This window comes from Listeria innocua (assembly GCF_028596125.1).
In the GTDB taxonomy this organism is placed as follows: Bacteria; Bacillota; Bacilli; order Lactobacillales; family Listeriaceae; genus Listeria; species Listeria innocua.
In genome coordinates this window covers 891,418-912,849 of record NZ_CP117229.1, presented here as the reverse complement: position 1 = coordinate 912,849, position 21,432 = coordinate 891,418, and the positions used below count along the sequence as shown (strand labels likewise).

The following is a 21,432-nucleotide window of genomic DNA, read 5'->3' as shown; positions in this document are numbered from 1 at the left end:
GATAATACAGGAAGGAGTTGAAGATGATGACGATTTGGGTTAGAAACGGGAATAACGCTGCAACTGAGCAAGAGATTTCTGCAAAAGAAACGGAACTAGGTTTATTCTTACCAGCTGAATATAAAGAGCTGCTTTTGAAGCAAAATGGTGGATTGATTCGAAAAAACCATTTTCCAACGAACGAGCCAACGTCTTACGGACTTGATGTCGCGGAAATTTATTATTTAGCTAGTTTAAATGAATTATTAACGGACATTCCGGAACAAAATGATGTCGATCTTGCAGGAAAACAAGTTTATTTTCACCGAGATGAATCGCGCTATATCGGTTTTTCTTATGCTGATAATAAGTCTCTGCCTAGCATTATATATGTTGATTTTGAAACGCTACAGACCTTAGTTGTTGCAGAAAACATGGCTGAGTTTTTGGAGGCACTATATTTCAGCCCCTTCCCAGTAGATTTCGCGGAACAATTTCCAGTAAAAAAACTAGACCAAATTCTTGCTTCAAGTAATGTCAAAAAAACCAAGCAATTACTAGAGTTATTAGAGGATTATCCAGATAAAAAGTGGTATTTAGAAACACTCATTCGTTTACTTCAAAAGAACGAAATCCCCTATAATATAGTCGTCTATCAATCCTTTGAAAATCAATTGCTCTATTTCCGGAGAAAACTTGTTCCTGAACTTGTGGAAAAGATTTTCGCGATGCTTAAGGACTGTGATGGAATAGATCAAAGTGCTACTACTGAATTATATAAAGAGTGGGAATAAGGAGGAATTCAATTGGTAAAAGTAGTATTTGTATGTTTAGGAAATATTTGCCGTTCTCCAATGGCAGAAGGACTTTTTCGAAAAGAAGTTGCTAATGCAGGGTTAACGGATGAAATAGAAATTGATTCTGCGGCAACGGGAACATGGAACTTAGGAAAACCACCGCACCGTGGTACAAGAGAAGTTTTGAAAAAGCACGGTATTAATTATGAAGCAATGCGTGCTCGGAAAGTAACGGATGCCGATTTTGAACAAGCTGATTATATTATTGGGATGGATCAAAATAATATAGCTGATTTAAATGCTCTTAATAAAAACAAAGACGTAACTCTTCGTTCACTGATGTCCTTTGTTTCAGGCAAGGAAGAGGAAGAAATTCCTGATCCTTATTACACTGGTGATTTTGATGAAACAGAGCGAATGGTAACGGAAGGAGTCAAAGCCCTTTTAGCTTTTATTACAAAAAAATAGCCTTTTTTATCCCTAACATGTTTAGAGGCTTGTCACTCGGGAATATATAAGAGTACAATCAAAAGATTAGAAAGAGGTTTTTTATATGTTAGGAATTATTTGGGGAATTATAGTTGTTTTATTAGCAGTTTGGTTACTTGGAATTATTTTCCATGTAGCGGGCGGATTAATTAATATCTTGCTAGTAGTAGTGTTAATACTCGTTATTTGGAACTTAATTCAAATGGCTAGGAATAAACGTAAATAACTGAAAAAAGAGTGGTTTGGCGCATTACGATAATGCGCCAAACCACTCTTTTTATTTTTGATTTAAATGTTGCTTTTGTAAAAAATCTTTTAAGTCTAACCGGCTTTTTCTTCCAAGCCCGCGTGCAATCTGCTCGGACCAGCCTTCTACTCGTTTTCCTGCTGTTCGTTCATCGTAGTAAGTTTTTATTTGTTCATCGTATTCTGCTAAAGTTGCTGGATTCATTTTTTGATAAGTATTTTCGTGATAAACCAAATCTTGCGGTAATCTAGGTTTGGCTTTTTCTTTGCCTTTAATCGGGTGGCCTATTGTTAAACCAAATAACGGCATCGTATATGGTGGCAAATCAAGAATTTCGGCAATTTGCCCTACGTCATTACGAATTCCTCCGATAAAGCAAATACCAAATCCTAACGATTCTGCGGCAACAGCCATATTTTGCGCGGCAAGTGCGGCATCAATAATGGAAACAAGCCATTTTTCTGAAGTTTCTAGTGCGGCTGTGTCTACTTGATGTTCTTCTAGGATGGCTTGGTGTCTCGCTAGATCAGCAACAAAGATAAATAATTGCCCTGTTTGTACAGTATATGGTTGATTTCCCGCAATAGCAGAAATTTGTTCTCGAATTTTTTTATCTGTTATTCCGATTATAGAGTATGCTTGAACAAAACTAGATGTAGATGCGGCCTGCGCACTTTTAATAAGTAAAGCTAATTCTTCTTCTGTTAAAGCTTTATCTTCAAAGTTCCGTACTGAATAATGACCTAAAATGGCATCTATCGCCTGATTCACCCTAACTCCCCCTTAGTCTTTAAAGATTTTCCGATCGTAATTTGGTTCTTGTAAAAGCGCGCCAAAACTCTGTTGACGTAACGCTTCATATGCTAAAACTGCTGCGGTGTTAGATAAATTTAAAGATCGAATATGATCAGTCATTGGAATTCGTAAACAATTTTCCTCATTTGCTTGTAAAAGTTCATCAGGCAAACCAGTAGTTTCTTTTCCAAAAACAAAGAAATAATTTTTATTTGGATCACTATAATCAACGTCACTATAAACATGGCGTCCGAATTTAGTAATATAGTAGAATTCTCCACCAGCATTTTTTTCGAAAAACTCATCTAGGGAATCGTAATAGGAAAGTTTCACATTATCCCAGTAGTCCAGTCCAGCGCGTTTTAACATTTTATCATCTGTGGAAAAACCAAGTGGACGAATTAAATGTAAATAAGTATCTGTTCCAGCACATGTTCTTGAGATATTTCCTGTGTTTGCAGGGATTTCTGGTTGATATAGTACGATATGGTTTGGCATTTCTTTTCACCTGGTTTCTATTAATTTGGTATTGCTGTTAATTCTTGGAGTACTTGTTCATCTTGTTCGTTTTGGAGCGCTTTTTGGACAGCTTCTTCAGCTTGTTCCCCGCCGATTTTACGTAAGGCCCATCCAGCGGTTCCGCGAATGACTGGCCTCGGATCATTTTCCAAGCAATCAATTAAGTCTGGTACTGCGGTTTTATCTTTATAACGAGCTAAAATAATTATCGCATTTCGTTGGATTGGCTTTTTCCCGCGCCATGAACCAGCCATATCGCCAAACTGCTCTTTAAAAGCGCGGTTTGAAATATGTAGCAGTGGCTTTAACTCGGGACGAACAAGTTCCGGATCCGGCTCCATTTCCTCATGAAAATGAAAATCATGACCGCGATTATATGGACAAACTACCTGACAAGTATCACAGCCATACAAACGATTATGCAATACTTCGCGATATTTTTCATCTAGAAAGTCTTTTGTTTGGGTGAGGTAGCTTAAACATATTTTCGGATTCATTTTCCCTTCACCTAACAAGGAACCTGTTGGACAAGCTTTTACACATTGGTTGCAGCTGCCACACAAGTCGCTAGCAGGCGTATCTGGTTCAAAAGGAATATTGGTTATCATTTCCCCTAAATAAACCCAAGAGCCGAATTCTGGCGTTATAAGCAGCGTGTTTTTCCCGCGCCAACCAATGCCAGCTCGTTCTGCCACAGCTACATCCGATAATTCACCGGTATCTACCATAGATTTCATTCGTACATCAGGCAAACGCTCACTTAAAAATTGTTCCAGTAGAGCTAATTTTTCTCGTAAAACAGTATGATAATCGATGCCCCACGAAGCTCTAGCAAAAACGCCACGTCTTGCTTCTTTTTTGCTGGTAGGCGCTTCTTTTAATTTAGATGGGTAAGCAAGTGCAATAGCAATAATCGACTGGGGTTCTTTGAAAATAAGCTCTGGATAAACACGCTCATCAATAACCGGATGCTCAAACCCTGTAAAAAGATCTAACGCTTCAGCTTCTAATAACCGTTCCTTTAAAAATAAAAAAGGGTCTGCTGTCGTAAAACCAATTTTTTGAATTCCAATTTCATGTGCATAAGCAATTAGCTCTTCTTTTAGCGCTGCGTAATTTGATTCTGGCTTCACTATCATCATTCCCCCTTTCCTTATTTTCAGGCAATAAAATAAACGCAATGCTTCGCTTAGAAAGGTCGAAACACTGCGTTGATAACAGGATTTATAAAAAATATAAAGCGGGTGATGGGAATCGAACCCACGACAACAGCTTGGAAGGCTGTAGTTTTACCACTAAACTACACCCGCATAGTAAGTAGTTCTTAGTGTTTTAACAACTTTTATATAATACCATTCTATGTTAGTTTTGACAAGGCTTTTTCTGGAATTTCTTTGTAAAAATAATATATAATTAAAATCCTGGTTGATTTACTAGGATTTTAACTATATTCAAGCTGTTTTATTAGCGCTTTATCATTTTTATGTGAGAAAATAAAGTATGTTTTAAAAGACTACTGGAGGCTTGCTTATGACATTTTGGCAGGATATGATGAATTTCTTTTCTTATGATAATTTAATGTACTGGCTAAGTGAGTATCGGAATTTAGGTCCACTTTTAGCTTTTTTCTTACCTTTTATTGAAGCGTTTTTACCTTTTTTACCATTTATTGTTTTTGTTGTAGTTAACGTTAATGCATACGGACTGTTTGGCGGCTTTTTAATATCCGTTACAGCTGCAATTGCAGGTAGTTTATGTGTTTTCTTGTTAGCTCGAAAATTTGGGCAGACTCGATTTTTGCGATTTATTTCCGGACATAAACAAATTAAACGAGTAATGGAATGGATTGATAGACATGGTTTTAGTCCGATTTTCATTTTACTTGTAATGCCTTTTACACCATCTTCTGCTGTAAATATCGTTGCAGGTCTCTCTAAAATAAAAGTTTACCAATTTATCTTAGCGCTTGTAGGTGGGAAATTAATCAAAGTCTTTGCGATTAGCTATATTGGTTATGATTTCGTAGACTTAATTCACCAACCACTTAAACTGGCTATTTTAGCTGTTTCTGTCGTTATTTTATGGTTTGTCGGAAAACGGCTGGAACATTGGATGTCAGGAAAAAACCTTAAATAAAAAAGAAAGCACGCATTCTGCGTGCTTTCTTTTTTATTTAAGTCACACTACCATTATCAAATTAATCATCTCATTCATTAATTATATATTATCTTCTTTATACTTTCTCCTTAAACAAAATCAAATTCAGTGTAACCTTCTGATATAATTCAATTAATTTACAGAGTATTTTTAAATTCAAGCTTTACTATAAAACAAAGAACCTATTATTAATATTGATTCTAAAATTAAAATTACTGCCATAAGCAAACTCATTCCCCATGGTTTTAATAACCCCGATAATAATCCCTAGTTTTGAAATAAAATCTCCACCAGTAAATTTAAATGAGGAAACAGCTGCATATATACCTCTTTGATTGGTAGGAATTAACCTTACTTCTTCAGCATTTAAAACTGGTGAATAAATAAGCTCACCAATAGTGGCTAACATAATAAATAGTATTATCCACAAGAACATTCTGCATTATTTCCACCTGTTTCCTATCTTATAAACACTTGCCCATTGAATCTCTTCAAATCGCACAGAAAGTCTTCATGTTGCTTATTAACCAGATTAGGTATCTCTTCAACTGCAAAGTATCTAAGTTCAATTGTTTCCTCATCTTTTATAGATATTTCTCCGTCCACATATTCTAATTCAAAAAAAATTGATAACGGCTGAGCTTCATCACCATTTGGATAGTTGTCTTCATATTTTGAATAAATACCAATTAGTGACTTAACCTTTACACAAAGCCCCGTCTCTTCAAAATACTCTCTAATTATCGCTTCTTCAAAAGATTCGCCAAGTTCAATTGCTCCTCCAGGAAATCCCCACATATTTTTATCATTTCTTTTTTGCAATAGAATCTTTCCTTCGGTATTTATAAAATAACCACTAACAAAATTTAATATGATTTTTTCATTCCCTACTTTCCCTCGAATCCATTTGATATAATCCATACTATTTCCACCTTCCTTTTTTCGTTAAACGAAAATGTTCTATTTTTCCAAATCTAGTTACTATGAAAAAAACTATCACTCCCAAAGTTTTTTAATTTAGCTCCTCTACTGGAATCATAATAGATAGCATTTTGCTATTTAAAACAACAAGATAGCCTTTTTTGTTCAGAACTAAAACACGTTATTATCAAATAAGTGTTTCAATTCGTTATACCATAATTTCCAACCCTATAAAAGTAAATTAATATTGAACTTCATAGCTATGGCTTTAGAACCAAATAACTAAACTTAGATTATTGAGAAAAATTCATAATAAATTTTGTTTGAATTTTCTAACCCACACAGGAAAGAATTTTAAAGATCAAGTTTTATCAAAAATCTGTAATTGTTTTAGTGAACATCAAAATAAATAGCACCAAACAAACGGAAAAGAAACCATTCAAATGAATAATAAATTACAAAAAACGTACTTTCTTAAATCCTTGCTTATAAGTAAAAAAACAGATATCCTCTATTCAATTCTTAGAGTGTATCTGTTTTTTATAATCGTAAAGAAAGCACGCGGAATGCGTGCTTTCTTTTTTTAATAAAGTAAATCTAAAAATTCATCTTTTGTAATGTTACCAAAGTATTCTTTTACTTCTATATCTGCTAAAGCTTCGGCCAATGCTTCACGTTTATAAGTTGTGTTGACTAATTTCTCCTCAATATCCGCCACATTTTTTACCCCAAAGAAGTCACCGAAAATCTTAATTTCTGTGATAACTCCTTTTTGTACGTTTAAGCGAACATCGACTGCTCCAACTGGAAAACGTTTTGTCCGTGTTAAATCGAATTTTGGAGATTTTCCGTAGTTCCAGTCCCAATTGCCATAACGCTTAGCAGAAATTTCATGGATTTTTTCCCAATCTGCAGCGGTTAATTTGTATTCTTTCACATCTTCTACTTTATCCACGTTAAAAATGTAAAGCAATAATAAATCGCGGAATTCTTCGGTAGTCATTTCTTGATCCATAAAATCAGAAATATTCGCTACACGACTACGAACGGACTTAATTCCTTTTGATTCAATTTTATCTTTACGTGGTTTTAGTGATGCAGCGACATTATCTAAGTTCAAATCATACATTAAAGTACCGTGCGAGAACATTTTCCCCTTCGTTGCAAATTGCGCATTTCCTGATACTTTAAAACCATCGATTAATAAATCATTACGTCCTTTTAATTCCGCATTTACGCCTAAACGTTTAAGAGCTTCCACAATCGGTTGTGTAAACTTCGCAAAATTATGGAACGATTCACCGTCGTCATCTGTAATAAAACTAAAATTCAAGTTACCTTCATCATGATAAACAGCGCCACCACCTGAAAGTCTACGCACCACAATTACGTCATTTTTCTCGACATATTCTGTATCGATTTCTTCTACCGTATTTTGATTCCGACCAATAATTATCGATGGCTTATTAATGTAGAAAAGTAAAACCGGTTCATCTAACTTCAATTCGGTTAAAATAAATTCCTCAACTGCTAAATTAATCCGCGGATCTTTTTCATTATTATTATCTATAAAATACATACCCCTAACCCCTTTTCTTCTATATTAAAATGTTTTCGTAAATCCTTTTGATGCGAGTGCAATTTCTCCGGTGTAAATAGCTGCTGCTTCTTGTTTCAATACTTCTAAATCACCAACTTCTGGCAAATGGCTAAGGAGTAACGATTTCACATTTGCTTCTTTAGCAATTTTTGCAACTTCGGTACTTGCCATATGAACTTTTGTTTTCCCAGCTAAATCATGGAAAAAGTTCGTATCTGTTACGAGTAAATCTGCGTTTTCTGCAAAAGGAATAAAACTATCTTGATAAGCGCTATCCGCGGTGTATACAAAGATTTTTCCAGCTGCTTCAATTCGCATGGCATAACAAGGTACTGGATGAACTGTTTTTAAGAAGGTTACTTTAAACGGTCCGATTTCAAGTGTGTCATCTGCTTTATACTCCACTGCTTTTGTTACATTCGCCATTTCTAAATAAGAATAGCCACGTTCATCTTCTTTATGCCCGTAAATAGGTAAGACAGGTGGTTTTTCCTTTTTTTGCGACAACAAACGAATGTGCTGCAAAATCCCTACGTCTGCTACATGATCTGGATGGTAATGAGAAATTATTGCGGCATCAATGTCATCAGGATCAATGAAGTTTTGCATGATGGAAACGGCACTTGCCCCCACATCAATTAATAACTTAAATCCAGCTTCTTCTAGCAAATAACTCGATGTGCCTTCGTTCGCTACCGGATATCCGCCCCAATGTCCAAAAACGGTTAGTTTCATTACTGCACTTCCTTTCTCAAAATAAACCTCATTTATATGATACAACATTTATAATAAAAGGAGAAATTATCCAGAAAAAAAGACAGCTTAGAAAATCCGCTGCCTTTTTAAAATTTTACTTATTTACTAGGGAAATATTTATTCTCTAGTTCTTTTGTTAGTTTTTCTGTTTTATCTAGTTCGCCAACTGCGACAAATCGTTTCGTCGTTTCCGTTGGCTTGTCACATGTGATTAATGTGATTCTAGCGTCTTTCGTATTATCTATCACGCTTACTTCTGTTTCATCAATTGTTTTTGTTTCAGTAACTGTATATTCATATAAATTTACGAGGTCAGTCAGGTAAATCTTGTCGCCTTCTTTTACCTTCATAATTGGGCCAAATAGCATTGATTCATTACGCATATGGTGCCCCGCTAATGGATAGTTGCCTTTACCCATTACTTGGTCAGAACGCATGGTTGTTGCTCCTGCAAGTAAATTAGCAGTGTTGGTTCCTTTAAATACTAGTAAGTTAACGTCTACAGAAGGAACAGCTATCGAGCCAATAACGGCATCTTTGTCATAGTCTGCTGCACCTTTGATGACAGAGGTCATAGATGGAAGTTGTACACTTTCAAAATCAAATGTAGCGTCTTTGTCATTGTTTTTCTTTAAATCGGATGCATTGTATTGATCGATTGTTTCATGGCCACTCATATATTTTACAATGCCGTTTTTAATGAATGGGGAAAAAATTAATAGTAAACCGATGATTAAAATAACGATTGCGATTGTTTTCTTTAACATATTATTCCTCCTTGTAACTATTTTATTATATAGTAGCTACTCTGATGAAGCAAAGGAAATCAGCCGCCTTATTGAAGTATTTTTGCACCTGTGACAAATTTGTAAAGTTATTCCCAAATATAGTCTGAAATTTGTCTTTTACGTTGCGCTGAAATATACGGGCTTCCTTTAGCTGTGAACCTTAGAGGATAATGGGTCGCGATACCTTTATTTGGAACACCAATTCGATTAGTTGCTTCTATTATATGTGGCACTTTTGCCCTTTCTAACCAAATATTGCTATCAAAAAGAGTTTTCCCATAATCTTGCATACTTAATCCTAAAGCTTGCGTTAATTTACCCGGGCCGTTTGTTAATTCAAAGCCAGTTTTCAAAAAACGATTTTGTTCCATTTGTTCGATGGACTCTTTCGTTGGTTCTAATGCTCTAATTAAAACAGCTTCCGGAATGCCTTCTCGCATCGTAATAAAGTTTAATAATACTTGCTGGTGCATTTGATACGTATAAATCGTTCCTGGAGTGCCGAACATTACTTCAGTCCGTTTGGTTCGTAAGTTTTTAAAACTATGGGCTGCCATATCTGTTGCCCCGAGATAGGCTTCCGTTTCAACAATGTAACCAGAAAGAGTATAATTACCTATTTCATGCACGAGTCTCATCCCTATTATATCTCTAGCTAATTCAATAGTGGTTCTATTTTCAAAAAAAGTTGGAGTGATTTTAGCGTTCATTTTATACCTCCTATTTCACTTTTTATTCTAGCAGAATTCTATCCAAAATGGTTCTTTTTTGACTAGTTAAATAAGCCTATTTGTTAATAAATCCTACTTCAGACGTATGTGTTATAACTTGCCTTTTATTAATCTTGTGTTAGAATTATGTTAAAGTGGGTGCTGTATGAAATTGTTTTTTTACATATAACAGCTTCTTTTTTTCATTTCAAAAACAACAATTAAAACGAGTAAATAGTGTGTAGGAGAGGTGTTTCATGAAGGATTGGAAAATAAAAATCCAAACGTTTTTAAGCAAAAATTATGGGTTTTTTGTTCTAGCCGTCATTCTTTATTGGCTAAAAACGTATATTGCATATCAACTTGAATTTAAACTTGGTATTGAGAACCTTATGCAGCAAATTTTGCTGTTCATAAATCCATTGAGTGGGGCTGTTTTCTTCTTAGGTCTCGCACTTTTTGCTAAAGGACGTCGTTCATTTATCTGGATCGTTGTCATTGACTTTTTAATGAGCTTTATTCTTTACGCAAATATTGTCTATTATCGATTCTTTAGTGATTTCATTACGCTTCCGAATCTAAACGCAAAACAAATGCAAAACATGGGCGACATGGGTAGTAGTATCACAGCGTTACTCAGCTGGCACGATATTATTTACTTCGCGGATATTATTATTTTAATTGCACTACTTGCTTTCCGCTTTGTAAAACCTGATAAAACTGCTCGAATCCGTGCGAGAAAAGTTGTTGGTGTTTTAACGCTTGGTATCGCGATGTTCTTTGCTAACTTAGGACTTGCTGAAATCGATCGTCCACAACTTTTAACAAGAACTTTTGATAGAAATTATATTGTAAAATATCTTGGTATGACTAACTACCAAATCTATGATGCAGTGAAAAGTACTGAGTCATCTACACAGCGTGCACTTGCTGATAGTAGTGATGTTACGGAAGTACTTAACTACACTAAATCAAAATACGCCGCGCCAAATCCGGAATATTTCGGTAAAGCAAAAGGCAAAAACGTTATTTATATTCATTTAGAAAGTTTCCAACAATTCTTAGTGAATTATAAACTTAACGGAGAAGAAGTAACGCCGTATATTAACTCTTTCTTTAAAGATAAAAATACACTGAGCTTTACGAACTTCTTCCACCAAACAGGTCAAGGTAAAACAGCTGACTCCGAAATGTTACTTGAGAACTCGCTTTATGGCTTGCCTCAAGGTTCTGCCTTTACTACAAAAGGACAAAACACTTATGAATCAGCATCAGCTATTTTAGGTCAACAAGGATATACTAGTGCTGTCTTCCACGGTAACTATAAGAGCTTCTGGAATCGTGATGAAATTTATAAACAATTTGGTTACGATAATTTCTTTGATGCTAGTTACTATGATATGAATGACGCGGATGTTTCTAACTATGGGCTAAAAGATAAACCTTTCTTCCAAGAATCTGAAAAATATCTTTCATCCTTGAAACAACCATTCTATACGAAATTCATCACGCTAACCAATCACTTCCCTTATCCAATTGATGAGAAGGATGCTTCGATTGCTCCAGCGACAACTGGTGATTCTTCGGTAGATACGTACTTCCAAACAGCTCGTTATTTAGACGAATCTGTGAAGAGCTTTGTTGATTACTTGAAGAAAACTGGTCTTTACGATAACTCTGTAATTATTATGTATGGTGACCATTATGGTATTTCCGATAACCACGAAGAAGCAATGACAAAAATTCTTGGCAAAGACTATAACACTTTCGAAAATGCCCAAGCGCAACGTGTACCTTTAATGATTCATGTTCCAGGTGTTGAAGGTGGAGTTCAAGAACAATATGGTGGTCAAGTTGACTTACTACCTACCCTGCTTCACTTACTTGGTGTGGATAACAAAGAATACTTGCAATTTGGTACTGACTTACTTTCAAAAGATCATAAACAACTGGTTCCATTTAGAAATGGTGATTATATAACACCAACTTACTCTATGATTGGTGGTAACATGTATAACCAACAAACTGGTGAACCAATTGCGACAGAAACAAAAGAAATGAAAGAAACAAAAGAGAAGGTATCCAAAGAATTAGAGCTTTCTGATTCTGTGTTACAAGGAGATTTATTACGATTCTATGCTCCTGATGGCTTCAAAAAAGTAGATCCAAGTAAATACAACTATAATAAGAAGAAATCAACTGATTCTTCTACTAAATAAAAAAGAGTCCAGCTAATGCTGGACTCTTTTTTATTTACCTAAGCCTCTCATAATATAAGAAACTGTATCATCTATTTCTTTTGCGTCGTTCCAGTTAGCATCTGGCATCACAACAAACCTTGTCAACATAAAGCCGACTATATTTGTAATAAGCGCCCTCATAATCGTACTATTTGGCATATCGACAATTTCTCCACGTGCCTTATAAAAATCAATCATTTGGTCAAACTGCCCTTTTACATGCGTCATAAAAATTTGAGAAAACTGCTCTCTAAGTTCATCATGATAAAATAATTCCATAAAGTATATTTTGATGACTTTACCATTCTCTTTCGCAAATTCAAAACGGTTAACAATAATTTCGCGAATAAACGACTGGAAATCTGGATACTCACTTTCAAAAACTTCTTTAACAAAGCTTTGAGCTAAAAATGGGATAACTCCCCCAATCAATGTTGGCATCGTGATTGCCATCAATAAATCTTTTTTTGTTTTATAATGTCTGAAAATGGTTCCTTCAGCTACGCCCGCTTTTTTTGCTATTTCATTTGTAGATGTTCCAGCATAGCCTTTTTCCGCAAACAGTTCAATGGAAGCTGCTACAATTCGGCGTTGTTTATCGCTCATTTTAGTTTCTTTTTCCGTCAAATCAAGCATTTGACGCAAGATATCTCCTTCTGCATCCACTTTTTTTCTTCCTTTCTAATTAAACTTTCCGGTATTTTTTTAATGCAAAAATATTTAGTACGACAAAGATGATTACAAATCCTAGCAAAATATAAAAATCATTTGCAAATGAGGCAAATCCTTCTCCTTTTACCATAATGGATGTTAGTGCATTTGCTCCGTAGTATAGCGGCATAATATGTGCAATCCATACGAGCCAATCTGCCATGCCATCGAGCGGGAAAATCCCACAGAATAACACTTGGGGCACAATAACAATGGGGATAAATTGCACGATTTGAAATTCATTATTAGCAAACGTTGAAAGTAAGATACCTAGTGCGAGTGACACCATTCCGAGTGTTAGCGTAATGAGTAAAACATAAAATAAGGATCCGTTTTGCATCATACCAAGCACTTGGATGGAGAAAACTGCGACTAAGATAGACTGTAGTAAGGCAAATATGCCAAAGCCTATCAAATACCCTAGTTCTAGTTCGATACGTTTAATTGGGGTTGCCATGAGTCGTTCAAGCGTACCTGTTGTTCGTTCTCTTAAGAAGGAAATGCCGGCAATTAGAAAGACGAAGAAAAATACGAAAAAGCCAATGAAAATCGGGCTAATTGTATCAAAAAAGCTAGTATCTTTATCGCCATAAACGTAATCGGTTGAAATGGTTAGCTTTTCAGGGCTGTTTGTAAGTGCGGGAAGCGAGTTTGGATCAATTCCAGCTTTGGCAAGTGCTTCTCCTGTTGTTTTGGCTTGTTTCTTTACTTGAACTTGTTGCTCGGCCATCAATGCTTTTTGTAGTTTTAAACCGATTTCTTTACTTAAGCTTGGTTCACTATTTTCGTATGTCACTTTGATTTTCTCGCCATCTTGTTGAAAAAACGCGTCAAGATCAGCGTCTTTAATTTTCGCAGTTGCGTTCGTGTTGTCTGGGTAAGTCTTAATTGTTAAATCATTTTCTTTTAGTTCTTTTACCATGGAACTCGAAAGTCCGTTCACTCCGACAACTGGTTTCACTGTATCGCCTTCAAATAAGTAAGTTAGTAATGTAATAAGTAAAAGTGGGGCAAGAAACATTAAAGCAAGCGTTCGTTTATCACGCCGGAATTGGTTGACGATCCGTTTAACGATAGCTAAAATTCGCATTAGTCCTTCCCTCCAAACTCTAAAAAGGCATCTTCTAGTTTGCCAGATGAAGTTTTACTTGAGAGCTCTTGTGGGGTCCCTATGGCGATTATTTTTCCATTTCTTATCATTGCAAGTCTATCGCATTTTTCGGCTTCATCCATCACGTGCGTCGTCACAAGGATACATTTGCCGTTTGCTTTAAGATCGTCCAGTTCTTCCCAAATGGTTTTTCTTAGTTCTGGATCAATTCCGACTGTTGGCTCATCTAATATTAAAACATCAGGATCTGCAAGGACAGAAATAGCGAGAGACAACCTGCGTTTCATTCCACCTGAAAAATTATTCACTTTTTTTGTTAAATCGGTTTGTAAATTAACCAGGTTCGTCGCATAGTTGATTCGGTCTTTTTTAGCAGCGCCCTTAATAGAATAAAGTGAAGCAAAAAAATCTAGGTTCTCTTTGGCTGTTAAATCAGTATACAGTGCATCTGATTGAGCCATATAACCGATTTTGCTAATTACCGGCAAGTTCGGCATTACATTTCCTAATACTTTGGTTTGGCCACTTGTTGCTTTTTCCATACCGATGATTGTTTTAACAAGAGTTGTTTTACCAGCGCCAGACGGACCGATTAAGCCGAATATTTCGCCCTTCTCTATTTCGAGAGACATATCTGATAAAATTGGTTTCTTGCCGATTTTTACATCTAAATTCGAAACATCAATTGCTATTTCTGCCATTAGTTTCCCTCCTTTTTAAAAATGAGTGATTACTCACTTTCCATTGTACTCGGATTTTTTTAAATGTAAAGGAAAAACCGAACGCATCAAGAAGTTTCCTTCTATCTGCACTCGGTTATTTTCGTAAATAAATATCTGAAATAAGGTGATCTGTTCCTTTATGAAGAACTAAATCCGCTCGGTACTTTGTTTTCTCGATGTTTTCTTTTAAATTGACGCCATTGATTGTATCCCAAACACCTAACGCAAATGTTTCTGCTTCTTTTTTACTGATTTTCGTATATGGGTGGAAATACGAGCTTTCGTCTTGGAAAGCTGTTTCGCGAAGCATGAAGAAACGTTCTAAATACCAGTTCTTAATATCTGCTTCATTAGCATCCATATACACGGAGAAATCAAAGAAATCACTCGGATATAGGCTCTCATGTTGGTCAGCTTGAAGGACATTAATCCCTTCAATAATAACAATATCCGGATTATGCATCATGCGAGTTTCGTCTAAAACATCGTAGGTGAAATGCGAATAAAGTGGTACTTCAACATCTTCTTTATTTGCTTTTAAGTCGGTTAGAAACTTAGCAAAGCGGTCGCGGTCGTAGCTTTCGGGGAAACCTTTTTTATCCATGATACCCCGTTCTTCTAAAACCTTATTAGGATAGAGAAATCCGTCTGTTGTTACAAGCTCGACTTGCCTTGTTTTAGAAAACCAACGATCTAGCATTAATTTAAAAACACGCGCGGTTGTACTTTTCCCTACTGCCACACTACCTGCTAAGGCAATGATGAAAGGGGCACGTGATTCTTTTTTCTTTAAGTATTCCATTTTTTCACCATGAATAAAAATTGCTTCATGGTATTGGATTGCAATTAGTTTTATAAGTGGTAAATAGATTTCAGAGATGTCTTGTAAAGAAATTCGGTCATTTAAACCACGTATTTCTTCCAGTTCCTCTGCAGTTAAAATTTGGTCCTTACTCACTTCCAGCTTGCGCCATTCTTCTCGTGGGAAATGAAAGTAGTGGTTGTAATCATTCATTCAATGTTCCATCCTTTTATTCATTCGTGAAAACGTAAACAGCTTTATTTAAGGATAACTCAAGCCGCATAAATCCGCAAGTAGCGATTTAATATTTACGATAGACATAAACTGATTTTGGTTTTGCTACTTCTTTATAGCTATCTACTTGTACAGACGGGATATTCATTTTAAAAGGTGAATAGTACTCTTGAGTGATTGTTCCTTTTACTGTAAGCCAGGTGTCGTTTTTAAAATTGGTCTTTTCGGGCATTTGGACAAGCATGCCAAATACGCCAGAGTCCGCTACACAATGAATAATTCCAAATCGAAATAAGAATAAATTATTATCTTTTGTCACTTCATCGTTATAGACAAAACCGGTAAATTCGATTTCTTTACCAGTAAACTCACCAGGATAGTTATAGAGAATTTCCATTGTCATTAAATAGTTGCTATCGGTTACTTTGATTGGATTTTGATCGATGATTTCGGCTTTTTCTTTCGCCATCATTTTTTCATAATCTGTTTCTCCAAAATAACCACTTGTATCAGGTCTTAAAAACTGGTTTTGGGCATAAGGGTCATCGCCCGCAGCATTATTTTTCGGAAAATGAAAGCCTTTCGCGGAAACGATCGTTGAATCAAGTGTTGCGACTGGAAATAAAAATCCCGCAATTAATGCGTAAGAAAGTAAACCGTAAACCATGATTTTTTTCAAAATAGTATTTTCACCGTCATGGGTATGCCCCATATGCTCTGTTTTTGCGCCAATATCTTCATCACGAAAAACCATAATAAGCTGAATAATTGCAAGTAAAAATGCGGCAATCATTGCTGAAAAAGATAAATAAGCGTATTTCATATTAATATATTTACTGATGTCACCAGAAATATGTAGCTGCATCAAATAAAAGCCAAATCCAAATAAAATAAAAACTCGAAACATGTGTTCACCTGCTTTCTGTTAAATAACCAAGGCGTATAAAAAGACGACAATCGTTACACTCGTAACAATTAATAAGACAAATTTTGCTTTAAATGCTCCTAACATCATCATTAAATTTTTAATATCGAGCATCGGGCCAAACACTAAAAATGCAACGATTGATTGCGTGGAAAATACACTACGGAATGAAGCGCCAATAAATGCATCTGCTTCAGAACATAATGATAAAACAAATGCTAGAACCATCATTAATAAAATAGATAAAATCGGGCCATGTCCAATGGATACAAGTGTCGAAGTTTTAATATATGTTTGCATCGCTGCGGCAATTAAAGCACCAAAAACTAGATACTTGCCGACAGAAAAGAATTCGTCAACTGCATGCTGTACGGTATGCCAAACTTTTTGACTAAAAGACATTTTTTCATGTGTGTGCTCTTCACTGTGATGATGGTGCGCATGGTCGTGCTCTGGTTCAGCCTGAGCTCCTTCTGTTGTTAGTACTTGAAATTTCGTTGTTGTTACATCCCCACTTGGACCTCCTGCAAGGGCTAAGTTTCCAGCTGGGACAGCAACTTTTTCACTGGCAGCTTCATATTTTAAAAACCGTTCTTTCAAACCAGTTCCTTTATAAAAATAAGCGATAATATTCCCGACAACGAGTGCTACTACAAGGCTCCCGGCAACACGTAAAAGCGGAACTTCCCAAGTGCTTCCAAATGCAACATAGGTGGAAAATAAGACAACGGGGTTAATAATTGGAGCTGTGAGCATGAAGGCAATTCCAGCATGAAGCGGTACCCCTTTTGCAAGTAGATTACGAACGATCGGCACAATGCCACATTCACAGGATGGGAAAAATACACCAATTAGCGAGCCAACAATGACTGCTAGGAATTTATTTTTTGGAATAACGCGAGCAATAAATTTTTCAGAAATGAACATTTGAATAAAACCAGCAATAAATACGCCAATTAATACAAACGGCAGCGCCTCTATCAAAATAGAAATAAAAATGGTATTCATTTGTAGGAATGAATCCGGCAAGTGACTAAACATAGGATTCCTTCTTTCTTTACTCTTTTTAATAACTATTTGATTCTAAGCCTATCTTTTGAAGAAATCAAGTAAAAGATAAATGACTATATTTTTTATTTTGCACGAATAAAAAGACAACAATCTAACTAAATTGTTGTCTTTTTGTGATAATTTCTTGATAATCTTGTTCGAGAATTGCCTTTTCTGCTGGTTTTAAATTCGGTTGCATAAGTTTCGCAGCAATTTCTGACATTCGCATTTCTAAAATCAATTTATCCTCTTCTGTTACACGACTTGGGGCTTTACTTTCTTCGTATTCTGAGAAGGTCATTCTGTGGAAAGTCATTTGGTTGTTTTCAATCACGAGTAATTCTTCTGCAACTTGATTTACAAACGTTCTATCATGAGAAACAAATAACACTGTTCCGGTAAATTGTTTTATGAGCATTTCCAGAGCTTCCATTGCATAGATGTCCAAATAGTTGGTCGGTTCATCGAGTATCAGGAAGTTCGCATCACTAACAAGAAGCATACTAAGAAGTAATTTCACTCGTTCTCCACCAGAAAGCATCCCGACTTCTTTATGCAAATCACTTTCTTTAAAATGCATACTTCCAAGCACATCTCTGTTTACTTGTTGTGTTTGAACGCTCCTATCTGTGATGTTTTCTATGAGCGTCTTCGCTAAATCTAACCCTTTTAATTCTTGATCAAAATAAGCGATTTTAGCTTGATTGTTACAAGTAATAGTTGGATTTTCTTGGATAATTTCTCTTAAAAAAGTGGTTTTACCGCTAGCATTTTCACCGATAAGCGCTACTTTATCTCCTGCTTTAATCGAGAATGCTTTTGCTTCAAACAGTGTTTTTCCTGCAATTTCGAAGGTTGCTTCTTTTGCGCTTAATATCGTACTGCCTTTTTTTATTAGTCGATTATCGGGTGTGACGATTTTAATTGGCTTTGTAGTGCGTGGTTTTTCGACATTGCCAAGCCGTTCAATCCGTTTTTCTAGCGCTTTAATTGTACTATGTTGTTTCTTTTGTTGTGTGCCTTTTCCAGCTTTAAAGGCGCTTGCTTCTTTGTTATTTAGTCGTTTCCCTGGTTTTACAATTCGTCCTGCTTCAATTTCGTGATAGTTTTGTGATGCTTGAAGTTGTTTCTTTTTGTTTTTAAATTCTTTGTAGGCAAGTTCTGCTTGGTTTTCTTGTAGTTTTTTTTGTTCTAAATAAGCGTGATAGTTTCCTTTGTAGACGTGGATTTCTTGATTTTTAATTTCCCATATTTCTGTGCAAAGTGCATCTAAAAAGGCGCGATCATGGGAAATAATCATTAGGGCACCGTGAAAATCGCTCCACTGCCGTTCTAAATGTTTGACGCTTTCGACATCTAGGTTGCTCGTCGGTTCGTCTGCTAAAAGTATGCTTGGATTTTGGCGCATAGCATGTTGAATTGCTTTTCTTGTTTTTTCCCCGCCGCTTTGTGTGCTTTTATCAGTGTGAAGTTGTTTGATATAAGCGAGTTTTCCGTATGAAGTAATGTTTCCTGATGTGGCTTCTTTAACGCCAGCGATTACTTCCATGAGCGTTGTTTTTCCTAAGCCGTTTTGACCGATGATGCCGATTCTTGCTTTTTTATCTACTAACAGGTGAGGGATTTCTACTAAAGTTCTGTCCCCTATTTCTATTTTTAATTGGTTTATTTCGATTATTGACATAAAAAATAACCTCCTGAATATTTTCAGAGAGGAATCCGCGAAACTACGCCAAAAAAGGCTATAGCTAGAGTTATCATGCGAAATGAACATACGAATCCCGTCCGAAAAAATAGTTTCTACCCAAGAATTGGATAGCTTTCTTCATTTTTTCATATAATACAGGATTAGAATTTCATTGGCTTAAGATAACACTCCTTTTCGTTTGATGTTTACATTATAGCTCAATTTAGTAAATCCTTCAAGCTAAAAAAGCCGTGCAGCTTAAATTACACGGCTTAATTTGTGACCAATTATTCACTTTCTTCCACCATCATTTTTAGTTTTTGGATAAACTCTGTGAAACTTTCTGTCATCGATAAGCGTTTGGCGTTGATTGGTTCAGAAACAATTTCCACAAATTTTTCAAAGAAATCGTTAAATTCATTGGCGTCTTTTTTGCTGATGGCGACGAGGGCAATCATTTTTACTTTGACGTCGTTCCAATAAATCGGTTCTTGGAGCGTCATCATCGAAACACCACTGCGAATGGCATCGTTTTTGATTGAATGGGGTATCGCAATGCCTGACGGGAAACTGGTTGGTGCCATTTGTTCTCTTTTTTCAACTTTTTCTTTAAAATCTGGTTTTACAAAAGCCGCCTTTTCCATTTTAGACACCATTTGTTCTCTTATTTTTTGAGGGGTGAGTTCTGAGGGGTCGATTTGATTAGAATAGAGTGACGGGACGATATAGCGGTCAATTTGTTGTCCAAGTAGGTTGTTTTCAAGCATTTTTTTCTTGGTATGGATTCTGCTTGTAATTTTTTTAATGTCTTTCGCTGTGAGTAATGGGTGAATAAAAATCGAACCTGCTTTTTCGAGAGCGGTATCTCGGTTTGTCGTTAAAATAATATCGTAGTGTTCATCGCATCTCTCATTCTCAATGACTTCTATTGTTGCATCGTTTTCAAATAAGGTGCGTAGTTTTTTTAGCATATTGGTTTTTAAATCATGGTAGTCGTCAACAAGAATACCGATTTCTAGTTTGATATAATCACGATTTTCGCTTTCTAAAAAAGAACCGATATGTAGCGCGATAAAAGATATTTCGTCTTCGTTAAAGTCAATTGCTAGTTTTTCTTGTAGTAAAGAGGAAATGTAAACTGCGATGTCAAAGGTTACTGGATAAGAGGTTTTAATATCAAGTAAACTTAAATTTCTTGTATAAGCTTTGTAACGCGAACGGTAATATAAGCTTTGTACATGGATGGCAAGTTTAATAAAAAGCTGCTCGTTTTGAAGATCAATGAGATACATTTCTTCCACGTTGGTGAGTACTATTTTAAGTGCTTCAATGATTTTTTTATCGACAAATTGTTCTAATTCAGCTTGGTTGGCATTGGCTGCTTGCTCGTTTTGAAGCCCAACATACAGAAGGCCAAGTTGTTTTGTTTCTGCTTCTGAAAAATGTATTTGGTATTCTTCTGAGAGGATTCCGGCTATTTTTTTTGAGATTTCATATTCTTTAGAGTGTTTTCTAATAAGCGTTTTTTGCGTTTCGATGAGCGTATTGCCTTGTTGGATGCGGACGATACTGATGGCGTAATGCAACACAATATTCATCATCGAATATTGATTAGTTGTAATAGCTTCTTCTGCTAGAACTTCTTTTACGATACTTTGGAGTTTATCAATCGAAACTATTTCTAGCATTTCTTGGATGTGGCCTTTGATGCTTTCACGGTAGCCGCCTTCTTCATATAATAAAGAAATCATATACTTTCTTTTGGCGCGCTCTTTTCCGACAAGTTTAATTTGATTTTTATCAATGACAATCTGTACGTTTGCTTCTTTTAGTTCGTTTTTTAATTGTTGAATATCTTTTTTTAAAGTGACTTCTGAAATAAATAAAATATCTGCGAGATCAAATAAATCAACGCCTTTGGTGGAGTTTTTAATTAATTCTAGTAATAATTTGGATTTCCGTTCTGAAACGTCGCTTTCTGCTTGAAAATCGAAGTGAATCGCTCGGTTAATTTGATACCCTTGTTTGGTTGAATTAATTAAATTTGGCGTTGCTTCATTTATTTTGTAGATATTATTGCGAATGGTTCTTGTTGTACACTCGCAAAAATCTGCTAACTCATTTGAGGTAACCCACTTGTCTTCTTGTTTATACAAATAAGCTAGTATTTCTTTTTGAGTATCCATTCCTGT

Annotated in this window: 22 protein-coding genes and 1 tRNA gene; 5 read left to right on the top strand and 18 right to left on the bottom strand. The window is 35.7% G+C overall.

All coding sequences use genetic code 11. The features are described 5' to 3' along the window. Positions 1–26 precede the first annotated feature (26 nt). From PQQ29_RS05045 to PQQ29_RS05035, 3 genes are all read left to right on the top strand, one after another. On the top strand, positions 27–773 hold the full coding sequence (locus PQQ29_RS05045; protein ID WP_010990687.1) for an SMI1/KNR4 family protein: 747 nt from the start codon (positions 27–29) through the stop codon (positions 771–773). Positions 774–785: 12 nt separating this feature from the next. Beyond that, on the top strand, positions 786–1,244 hold the full coding sequence (locus tag PQQ29_RS05040) for a low molecular weight protein-tyrosine-phosphatase (RefSeq protein WP_010990686.1): 459 nt from the start codon (positions 786–788) through the stop codon (positions 1,242–1,244). A gap of 85 nt (positions 1,245–1,329) precedes the next feature. After that, positions 1,330–1,491: a lmo0937 family membrane protein gene (locus tag PQQ29_RS05035; protein WP_003761398.1), complete on the top strand. Its 162-nt coding sequence runs from the start codon at positions 1,330–1,332 to the stop codon at positions 1,489–1,491. Between the two features lie 51 nt (positions 1,492–1,542). On the opposite strand, the gene nfsA is transcribed toward PQQ29_RS05035, so the two are convergent. The 4 genes from nfsA to PQQ29_RS05015 all read right to left on the bottom strand — a co-directional run bounded on the left by nfsA (position 1,543) and on the right by PQQ29_RS05015 (position 4,136). After that, positions 1,543–2,283, bottom strand: a complete 741-nt coding sequence (gene nfsA / locus PQQ29_RS05030; protein WP_003761397.1) for an oxygen-insensitive NADPH nitroreductase — start codon at positions 2,281–2,283, stop codon at positions 1,543–1,545. Between the two features lie 12 nt (positions 2,284–2,295). After that, positions 2,296–2,805: a tRNA (uridine(34)/cytosine(34)/5-carboxymethylaminomethyluridine(34)-2'-O)-methyltransferase TrmL gene (gene trmL, locus PQQ29_RS05025; RefSeq protein ID WP_003766193.1), complete on the bottom strand. Its 510-nt coding sequence runs from the start codon at positions 2,803–2,805 to the stop codon at positions 2,296–2,298. A gap of 20 nt (positions 2,806–2,825) precedes the next feature. Continuing rightward, positions 2,826–3,965, bottom strand: coding sequence for a tRNA epoxyqueuosine(34) reductase QueG (gene queG / locus PQQ29_RS05020; RefSeq protein ID WP_041918370.1), 1,140 nt, complete (start codon positions 3,963–3,965; stop codon positions 2,826–2,828). Between the two features lie 100 nt (positions 3,966–4,065). After that, a tRNA-Gly gene (locus PQQ29_RS05015) sits at positions 4,066–4,136 on the bottom strand. A gap of 220 nt (positions 4,137–4,356) precedes the next feature. On the opposite strand from PQQ29_RS05015, the gene PQQ29_RS05010 reads away from it, so the two are divergent. After that, a complete protein-coding gene (locus tag PQQ29_RS05010) occupies positions 4,357–4,962 on the top strand; it encodes a TVP38/TMEM64 family protein (RefSeq protein ID WP_003761391.1) in 606 nt (201 codons plus the stop codon). A gap of 187 nt (positions 4,963–5,149) precedes the next feature. Here PQQ29_RS05010 and PQQ29_RS05005 read toward each other — a convergent pair whose 3' ends face one another. The 6 genes from PQQ29_RS05005 to PQQ29_RS04980 all read right to left on the bottom strand — a co-directional run bounded on the left by PQQ29_RS05005 (position 5,150) and on the right by PQQ29_RS04980 (position 9,758). Further along, on the bottom strand, positions 5,150–5,392 hold the full coding sequence (locus PQQ29_RS05005; protein ID WP_143211843.1) for an MFS transporter: 243 nt from the start codon (positions 5,390–5,392) through the stop codon (positions 5,150–5,152). Between the two features lie 50 nt (positions 5,393–5,442). After that, on the bottom strand, positions 5,443–5,904 hold the full coding sequence (locus PQQ29_RS05000) for an NUDIX hydrolase (RefSeq protein WP_187984066.1): 462 nt from the start codon (positions 5,902–5,904) through the stop codon (positions 5,443–5,445). A gap of 583 nt (positions 5,905–6,487) precedes the next feature. Then, positions 6,488–7,483: a lipoate protein ligase LplA1 gene (gene lplA1 / locus PQQ29_RS04995; RefSeq protein ID WP_003771179.1), complete on the bottom strand. Its 996-nt coding sequence runs from the start codon at positions 7,481–7,483 to the stop codon at positions 6,488–6,490. 24 nt (positions 7,484–7,507) lie between these two features. Further along, positions 7,508–8,239 (bottom strand): MBL fold metallo-hydrolase, encoded by a 732-nt coding sequence (locus tag PQQ29_RS04990; protein ID WP_003761386.1) that lies wholly within the window; start codon positions 8,237–8,239, stop codon positions 7,508–7,510. A gap of 119 nt (positions 8,240–8,358) precedes the next feature. After that, positions 8,359–9,027, bottom strand: a complete 669-nt coding sequence (locus PQQ29_RS04985) for a class A sortase (RefSeq protein WP_010990684.1) — start codon at positions 9,025–9,027, stop codon at positions 8,359–8,361. Positions 9,028–9,134: 107 nt separating this feature from the next. Further along, positions 9,135–9,758 (bottom strand): DNA-3-methyladenine glycosylase, encoded by a 624-nt coding sequence (locus PQQ29_RS04980; RefSeq protein WP_003771177.1) that lies wholly within the window; start codon positions 9,756–9,758, stop codon positions 9,135–9,137. A gap of 257 nt (positions 9,759–10,015) precedes the next feature. On the opposite strand from PQQ29_RS04980, the gene ltaS reads away from it, so the two are divergent. Then, positions 10,016–11,977 carry a lipoteichoic acid synthase LtaS gene (gene ltaS, locus PQQ29_RS04975; protein ID WP_003761379.1) on the top strand — a complete coding sequence of 654 codons (1,962 nt, stop codon included), beginning with the start codon at positions 10,016–10,018 and terminating at the stop codon, positions 11,975–11,977. A gap of 30 nt (positions 11,978–12,007) precedes the next feature. Here ltaS and PQQ29_RS04970 read toward each other — a convergent pair whose 3' ends face one another. From PQQ29_RS04970 to PQQ29_RS04935, 8 genes are all read right to left on the bottom strand, one after another. Next, positions 12,008–12,664, bottom strand: a complete 657-nt coding sequence (locus PQQ29_RS04970; RefSeq protein WP_072218793.1) for a TetR/AcrR family transcriptional regulator — start codon at positions 12,662–12,664, stop codon at positions 12,008–12,010. Positions 12,665–12,683: 19 nt separating this feature from the next. Next, positions 12,684–13,799, bottom strand: coding sequence for an ABC transporter permease (locus PQQ29_RS04965; protein ID WP_003771171.1), 1,116 nt, complete (start codon positions 13,797–13,799; stop codon positions 12,684–12,686). Beyond that, on the bottom strand, positions 13,799–14,521 hold the full coding sequence (locus PQQ29_RS04960; RefSeq protein WP_010990681.1) for an ABC transporter ATP-binding protein: 723 nt from the start codon (positions 14,519–14,521) through the stop codon (positions 13,799–13,801). Before PQQ29_RS04960 ends, PQQ29_RS04965 begins: the two co-directional genes overlap by 1 nt. 115 nt (positions 14,522–14,636) lie before the next feature. After that, positions 14,637–15,557 (bottom strand): type I pantothenate kinase, encoded by a 921-nt coding sequence (gene coaA, locus PQQ29_RS04955; protein WP_003761370.1) that lies wholly within the window; start codon positions 15,555–15,557, stop codon positions 14,637–14,639. 88 nt (positions 15,558–15,645) lie between these two features. Beyond that, entirely contained in the window at positions 15,646–16,485 is an 840-nt protein-coding gene (locus PQQ29_RS04950; protein ID WP_003771168.1) for a TIGR03943 family putative permease subunit, read from the bottom strand. Between the two features lie 18 nt (positions 16,486–16,503). Further along, entirely contained in the window at positions 16,504–17,544 is a 1,041-nt protein-coding gene (locus tag PQQ29_RS04945; protein ID WP_003771164.1) for a permease, read from the bottom strand. Positions 17,545–17,665: 121 nt separating this feature from the next. Next, a complete protein-coding gene (locus tag PQQ29_RS04940) occupies positions 17,666–19,237 on the bottom strand; it encodes a Vga family ABC-F type ribosomal protection protein (RefSeq protein ID WP_010990679.1) in 1,572 nt (523 codons plus the stop codon). Positions 19,238–19,527: 290 nt separating this feature from the next. After that, positions 19,528–21,426 (bottom strand): BglG family transcription antiterminator, encoded by a 1,899-nt coding sequence (locus PQQ29_RS04935; RefSeq protein ID WP_147732740.1) that lies wholly within the window; start codon positions 21,424–21,426, stop codon positions 19,528–19,530. Between the last annotated feature and the right edge of the window lie 6 nt (positions 21,427–21,432).